This window comes from Mesorhizobium sp. P5_C1 (genome assembly GCF_054049815.1).
Genome location: NZ_JBFULQ010000363.1, coordinates 1 through 5,818 on the forward strand (window position 1 = coordinate 1; position 5,818 = coordinate 5,818).

General features: G+C 63.1%; 6 protein-coding genes and 1 pseudogene. 4 read left to right on the forward strand and 3 right to left on the reverse strand.

Going from position 1 to position 5,818, the window contains the following annotated elements; all coding sequences use genetic code 11:
* Positions 1–482: alpha/beta fold hydrolase (locus ACXJ7R_RS23090; RefSeq protein ID WP_457153873.1), on the reverse strand; the 482-nt coding region annotated here is incomplete at its 3' end.
* Between the two features lie 151 nt (positions 483–633).
* Positions 634–2,664, reverse strand: a complete 2,031-nt coding sequence (locus ACXJ7R_RS23095) for a lytic transglycosylase domain-containing protein (RefSeq protein WP_457153874.1) — start codon at positions 2,662–2,664, stop codon at positions 634–636.
* A gap of 293 nt (positions 2,665–2,957) precedes the next feature.
* Between ACXJ7R_RS23095 and dapA the strand changes: the two genes are divergently transcribed.
* The 3 genes from dapA to ACXJ7R_RS23110 are packed head-to-tail and all read left to right on the forward strand — an operon-like array spanning position 2,958 to position 5,094.
* Entirely contained in the window at positions 2,958–3,839 is an 882-nt protein-coding gene (dapA, locus tag ACXJ7R_RS23100; RefSeq protein WP_457153876.1) for a 4-hydroxy-tetrahydrodipicolinate synthase, read from the forward strand.
* A gap of 25 nt (positions 3,840–3,864) precedes the next feature.
* The gene (smpB, locus tag ACXJ7R_RS23105; RefSeq protein ID WP_013896388.1) at positions 3,865–4,344 is read left to right on the forward strand and encodes an SsrA-binding protein SmpB; all 480 of its coding nucleotides are present in this window, start codon (positions 3,865–3,867) and stop codon (positions 4,342–4,344) included.
* A 36-nt stretch (positions 4,345–4,380) separates the two neighbouring features.
* Positions 4,381–5,094: a glycoside hydrolase family 25 protein gene (locus tag ACXJ7R_RS23110; RefSeq protein ID WP_457153875.1), complete on the forward strand. Its 714-nt coding sequence runs from the start codon at positions 4,381–4,383 to the stop codon at positions 5,092–5,094.
* A gap of 69 nt (positions 5,095–5,163) precedes the next feature.
* Here the strand turns inward: ACXJ7R_RS23110 and ACXJ7R_RS23115 are convergent, their stop codons facing one another.
* Positions 5,164–5,526 carry a winged helix-turn-helix transcriptional regulator gene (locus ACXJ7R_RS23115; RefSeq protein WP_167392168.1) on the reverse strand — a complete coding sequence of 121 codons (363 nt, stop codon included), beginning with the start codon at positions 5,524–5,526 and terminating at the stop codon, positions 5,164–5,166.
* A 110-nt stretch (positions 5,527–5,636) separates the two neighbouring features.
* On the opposite strand from ACXJ7R_RS23115, the pseudogene ACXJ7R_RS23120 reads away from it, so the two are divergent.
* Positions 5,637–5,818, forward strand: a pseudogene (locus ACXJ7R_RS23120) (zinc-binding alcohol dehydrogenase family protein); the annotation flags it as partial.

Below are 5,818 nucleotides of genomic sequence, written 5' to 3' on the forward strand. Positions count from 1 at the left end.
GTTCTGGGGTTCGGTGTCCGTTCAAGATAGGACTTGATATGGGCGAGACCGGCCGCCTCGATCACCGGCCCGATGTCGTTGAAAACAATGGCTTTCAGGATAGCCGGCTGCATCATGCCGAGCACATGGATGATCAGCCCGCCGCGTGATGTTCCGATAAAGGCGGCCGCCTCTATTTCCAATGCCGCCAGCCCGGCAAGGATGTCGCCGGCTTCGACGCCGACATTGTAACGACCGACATCGGCATCGTAGGCGGACTGCCCGCGCCCGCGATAATCGAAGGCAACGACCTTGCGCGGAGCCTGAGCTCGAGYCGAAAGATAGAGCGCGAGTTCATGAAAATCCCGTGCGTTGCGGGTCAGGCCGGGCAGGCAGACGACCGGCCAAGGACCGGCATTCACGTCACCATAGACGCGCGCGTGAAGGTTTAGCCCATCCGGCGCGCTGTAGAAAAAATCGGAGAAACCTTCACTGCTCGACATCTGGACGCGATTCCTTCCGCCTGCCTGATTGTCTTCCGACTGCTATAGGCGAGGGAAGGTGGGGTCAAATTGAGATTGGGTTGGAGAGAGCCGCCGATCCGCAGAGGCAGAATCGACAGCTTCGGCGACGCCTCTTGAGGGGTCGGCTGCGTCAGCCGCGCCCGTTCACGAGATCTCCAACGATGTCGTATTTGCCGGAAATACGCATCTTGTAGACCTCGTAATTCTCCATCACGCGCTGCACGTAACTTCTTGTTTCCGTGTAGGGAATCCGTTCGATCCAGTCGACGACGGCGTCGATGTCCTTTCCGCGCGGGTCGCCGTATTTCGCGACCCACTGGCTGGCCCGGTTGGGACCGGCATTGTAGCCGGCGAAGGTCAGCACATAGGAGCCGTTGAAGCGGTCGAGCTGCTCGCCGAGGAAGGCCGAACCAAGCGTCGCGTTGTAACCGGCGTCGGTGGTCAGCCGTGTCTGCGAGAATTGCAAACCGGCCTTCTTCGCCAATTGCTTGGCGGTGCCCGGCATCAGCTGCAGCAGTCCGCGAGCGCCTGCGCTCGACACGGCACCGATGTTGAATTCGCTTTCCTGGCGGGCGATCGCATAGGCCAGCGCCTTGCCCGAGCCGGAAATGTTGGCCGAATCGGGAATGACGCCGAGCGGATGCGACAGTGCGCCGACATCGATGCCGCGCGCGCCAGCGATCTTGCCGACTTTCAGCGCCATGAAATGGTTGCCTTGCTTTTCCGCCAAGACGGCGAGCAGCGCCAGTTCGCCTGGGCTGGTCAACTGCCCGGCAAGGTCGCGATAGAGCGTTTCGGCATAGCGGTCGTAGCCCGCCTCCTGCAGCCGCTTGATGGCGCTGACGGCCTCGCGGCCGGCAAAATTCTGCCGGTCGGCTGCATCGGGCTGCGGGTAGGCAATGTTGAGCGCCTGCCGGCCGACGCGTTCGGCGGCAAGCTGGCCGTAAAATGTCGTGCCGTAGGCAGCGGCGCGCGCAAAATAGTCCTTGGCGCTGCCCGGGCCGCCGACTTCCGCCGCCCGGCCGAGCCAGTAGTAGGCGCGCGACAGCGTCATCGGTCCCTGGGCGAGGTCGGCGATGCGCGCAAAATGCGTTGCCGCGGTTTTCGGATCGTTCAGGCCACGCAGCGCATACCAACCGGCATGGAACTCGGCCTCCGCCGCATTGGTGGCGCTTTCGGCGGCATGCGTGGCGACGATCTGGTAGGCCGTCTTCATGTCGCCCTGGTCGACCAGTTCGCGCGACAACACCCGGCGCTCGACCCACCAGGCGTCCGGATCGACCAAAGCTTCGCGATCCGTCGGTGCCTGCATCACGACAGCCGCGGCGTCGGCAAAATTCTCTTTTTTGCGCAGATATTCGGCCTGCGCGAAGAAGTAGCCGGCTGAACGCTGCGCCGCCGGCACGGCCTTGAGCAGTTTCGGCGCATTCTTGTCGCCTCTGTCCGCCGCCGCCCAGGCGTCGGCAAGCTGCTGGGCACCGGCGAGGCCGGCGACGCGCTGCGCCGAATTCGCCCGATCGGCATAGAACATGCGCTCCATGCGAAAACGGTGGTCGGCGGCCGGAATCAGGCTGCCGAATTCCTTGAGCAGCGCCGCCTCGTCCTTGGCCTCCAGGATCGCGGTACGCCAGAACGGCGACAGCACCGAACGCGCCGCCTTGGCATTGCCCGACGCCACATAGGCGCGGGCGAGAACCATCACGCCTTCGAATGTCTGCGGCTGGCTGCCGTCGAACGCGGCAATGACGGTATCGGGGGCAGGGTTTTCGCGATAGAGCGCGCGCTCGCTGTTCTTGCGCAAGGCGACGGTGCCGGGCCAGGTGGGCAGCATCTTCGCGGCGGCGGCAATATCGCCGCTCGGAACCTTGTCACCGCCGTAGAGCGCGATCGCCCAGGCAAGGATATGCTTGTCGAGCGTGTGGCCGGGAAGGGCATCACGCACGGCGCGGGCGCCGGGAATGTCGCCAGCCGCCAGCGCATCCAGCCCGCTTTTCAACAGGGCGACGCTTGGCGAGGCGTCCTGTGGCGCCTCGGCCTGCAGGCCCGGCATCGGGATGGTCGAGGTGACCTGCACATCGACGCTGCCGCCGATCGCCATGCCCGGCATCAGCGCGAGCGTGGCGCCAAGCAGCGCGAAGAGGTGAGGCCGACTTGTCGGCATGGTCTTTTCGTCTTTCCTTGTCCTGGCATTCTACCAGCAGGCGCAGAGGCTTCGAAGCCTAAACTTAGGTCGTGAAGAGCCCGTAAACAAAGAGTTAGCGCGGTCGTTCGAATTGCGCTTGCTGGCACCATGGCAATGCTTGCCGCGCAACAATGTCGAGACTATGGTGCGCGGCTTCGCTTTCGGCTAGAAGGCGCGCACGATGAAACACCGATGCATGTCGCCTAAAAGTGGGTACCGGTTTTAGGGACATCGATATGCATGAACAAAGAAGTGCCAAGGAGTTGGACGACATGCTGAGAGGCTCGCTTACTGCGCTCGTGACACCGTTCGAAAAGAGCGGGCGTTTCGACGAGAAAGCCTTTCGCGCGTTCGTCGACTGGCAGATCGCCGAGGGCACGACGGGCTTGGTCCCCGTCGGCACCACTGGCGAGTCGCCGACGCTGTCGCATGACGAGCACCGCCATGTCGTCAAGGTCTGCATCGAGGTGGCCAAGGGCCGCGCACCGGTCGTCGCCGGCGCCGGCTCCAACAACACCGAGGAGGCGGTCGGGCTGGTGCAATATGCCGAGAAGGCCGGCGCCGACGCCGCACTCGTCGTCACGCCCTATTACAACAAGCCGACGCAACGCGGCCTCTACGCGCATTTCGCCGCCGTCGCCAGGGCAACCAGCCTGCCGATCATCATCTACAACATCCCGCCGCGCTCGGTCATCGACATGAGCCCGGAGACGATGGGCCAGCTGGTGCACGACTTCAAGAATATCATCGGCGTCAAGGATGCCACCGGCAAGGTCGAGCGGGTTTCCGAGCAGCGCGCCACGTGCGGCAAGGATTTCATCCAGCTTTCGGGCGAGGACGCTTCGGCGCTCGGCTTCAACGCGCATGGCGGCGTCGGCTGCATTTCGGTGACGTCGAATGTCGCGCCGCGGCTCTGCGCCGAATTCCAGGAAGCAACGCTTTCTGGCGACAGCGCCAAGGCGCTGGAGCTGCAGGACCGCCTGCTGCCGCTGCACAAGGCGATCTTCCTCGAGCCCGGCGTTTCCGGCGCGAAATATGCGCTGTCGAAGCTGGGCAAGGTCGAGAACGTGCTGCGTTCGCCGCTGATGACCGTCGAACAGTCGACCGCCGACAGGATCGATGCGGCGATGAAGCACGCCGGCTTGATAAACTAGGGATGAGGCGCCACCTCTCCACATCATGAATCAAGTCAGAAAAGCCGATCCCAACAACAAGACCGTTGCGGAAAACCGCAAGGCGCGGTTTTCCTATGAGGTGCTCGACACGATCGAGACCGGCCTGGTGCTGACCGGCACCGAGGTCAAGTCGCTGCGCCAGGGCCAGGCCAACATCCAGGACAGCTATGCCTCGGTCGAAGGCGGCGAGATCTGGCTGATCAATTCATACCTGCCGGAGTATCTGCAGGCCAACCGCTTCAACCACGAGCCCCGCCGCCGCCGCAAACTCCTGCTCAACAAGCGCGAGATGGCCAAGCTGGCACAGAGCGTCGACCGCGAAGGCATGACGCTGGTGCCGCTGAAGATCTATTTCAACGATCAGGGTCGCGCCAAGCTGCTGCTCGCCGTCGGYCGCGGCAAGAAATTGCACGACAAGCGAGAAACCGAGAAGCAGCGCGACTGGTCGCGCGAGAAGGGCAGGCTCTTAAAAGAGCGGGGGTAGGCAGGGGCCATTCGTTTGAAGAACCGGATCGTCCTTTTGGGTTTGGCCAGCCTGGTCCTGGTGTGTTTCATCGCTGCGGGCGGCTATCTCTATTTCAGGGCATTCTCGCCAGACCGCGGCAAATATCCGGTGCGGGGCATCGACGTCTCCCATCACCAGGGCCAGATCGACTGGCGCCGCGTTGCCGCCGCCGACGTCGCCTTTGCCGTCATCAAGGCGACCGAAGGTGGCGATCATGTCGACGATGCCTTCTCCACCAATCTGCGTGAGGCCCGCGCGGCCGGACTTGCCGTCGGCGCCTATCATTTCTTCACCTTCTGTCGGCCTGGTGCCGACCAGGCGAAGAATTTCATCTCGGTGGTGCCGCACGACCAGCCCTTGCTGCCGCCGGTCGTCGACATCGAGTTCGGCGGCAATTGCCCGCAGCGGCCAACACCCGAGCAACTGAACGCAGAACTTGCCGCGTTCCTCGCTCCAGTCGAGGCCGCGTTCGGCAAGCCGGCGATTGTCTATCTGACCGACGAGGCTGAGCAGGCCTATGCCGGGCGCATCCCCGCCCGGCCGCTCTGGCTTCGCTCGTTGCTGCTGCAGCCGGATCGCGGCGACTGGATCTACTGGCAGTACCACAACAAGGGACGCGTCGACGGCATCAACGGCGATGTCGACCTGAATGTGCTGCAGGGTGGTCCGGCCGTGTTGGGCGCACTGTCCGCGCCATCATCGGGATCGATCGTTCCGCAAGCCAAGTGATCTCCCAAGCCAAGTGATTTCCCAGGCCAAGTGATCCCCGGAAGCCATTCCGGGACCTCGCTCGTCGTCTCAAGCTGCAGCCTGGGAAGCCTCCGGCGCCAGCGTGACATTGGCATCGCCCCAGACTTTGAGCGCGGTGATCACCGGTTCCAGGCTTCTGCCGCGCGGCGTCAGGCTGTACTCCACTTTCGGCGGCACTTCAGGATAGATCTTGCGCGCAATCAGCCCATCGGCTTCCAGTTCGCGGAGCTGGTTGGTCAGCATGCGCTGCGTGCAGTTCGGAATGCGCCGGCGGATCTCGTTGAAGCGCATCGTGCCCTCGAACAGATGATAGAGCACGACGCCTTTCCACTTTCCGTCGATGTAGCGGAGTGTTCCCTCCACCGTGCAGCCGGGGCTGCAATCGAATCGCTCATGGCGAATGCGCGGCATGACGGTATCCTTTTCGACACTATGTGCTTTATATGTGCATTCTTGCGCTTCCGGCACATAATCCGCATCTCTGCTCTGAACAACACTCAAGAGCAATCGCGGAGACCAAAATGCGCGCCGTCGGCTATCAAATCCCAGCCCCCATCAGCGATGAGACCTCCCTGGTCGATATCGATTTGCCCAGGCCCGAGCCGAAAGGTCGTGACCTGCTGGTCGAGGTGAAGGCAATCTCGGTCAACCCGGTCGACACCAAGGTGCGGCAAAGCGCCAGACCCGAGGCCGGAGCATGGCG

Bases quoted from the DNA above. Each gene is read 5' to 3' on its own strand.
- ACXJ7R_RS23095 (WP_457153874.1), bottom strand. From the start codon at position 2,664: ATGCCGACAAGTCGGCCTCACCTCTTCGCGCTGCTTGGCGCCACGCTC.
- dapA (WP_457153876.1), top strand. From the start codon at position 2,958: ATGCTGAGAGGCTCGCTTACTGCGCTCGTGACACCGTTCGAAAAGAGC.
- ACXJ7R_RS23115 (WP_167392168.1), bottom strand. From the start codon at position 5,526: ATGCCGCGCATTCGCCATGAGCGATTCGATTGCAGCCCCGGCTGCACG.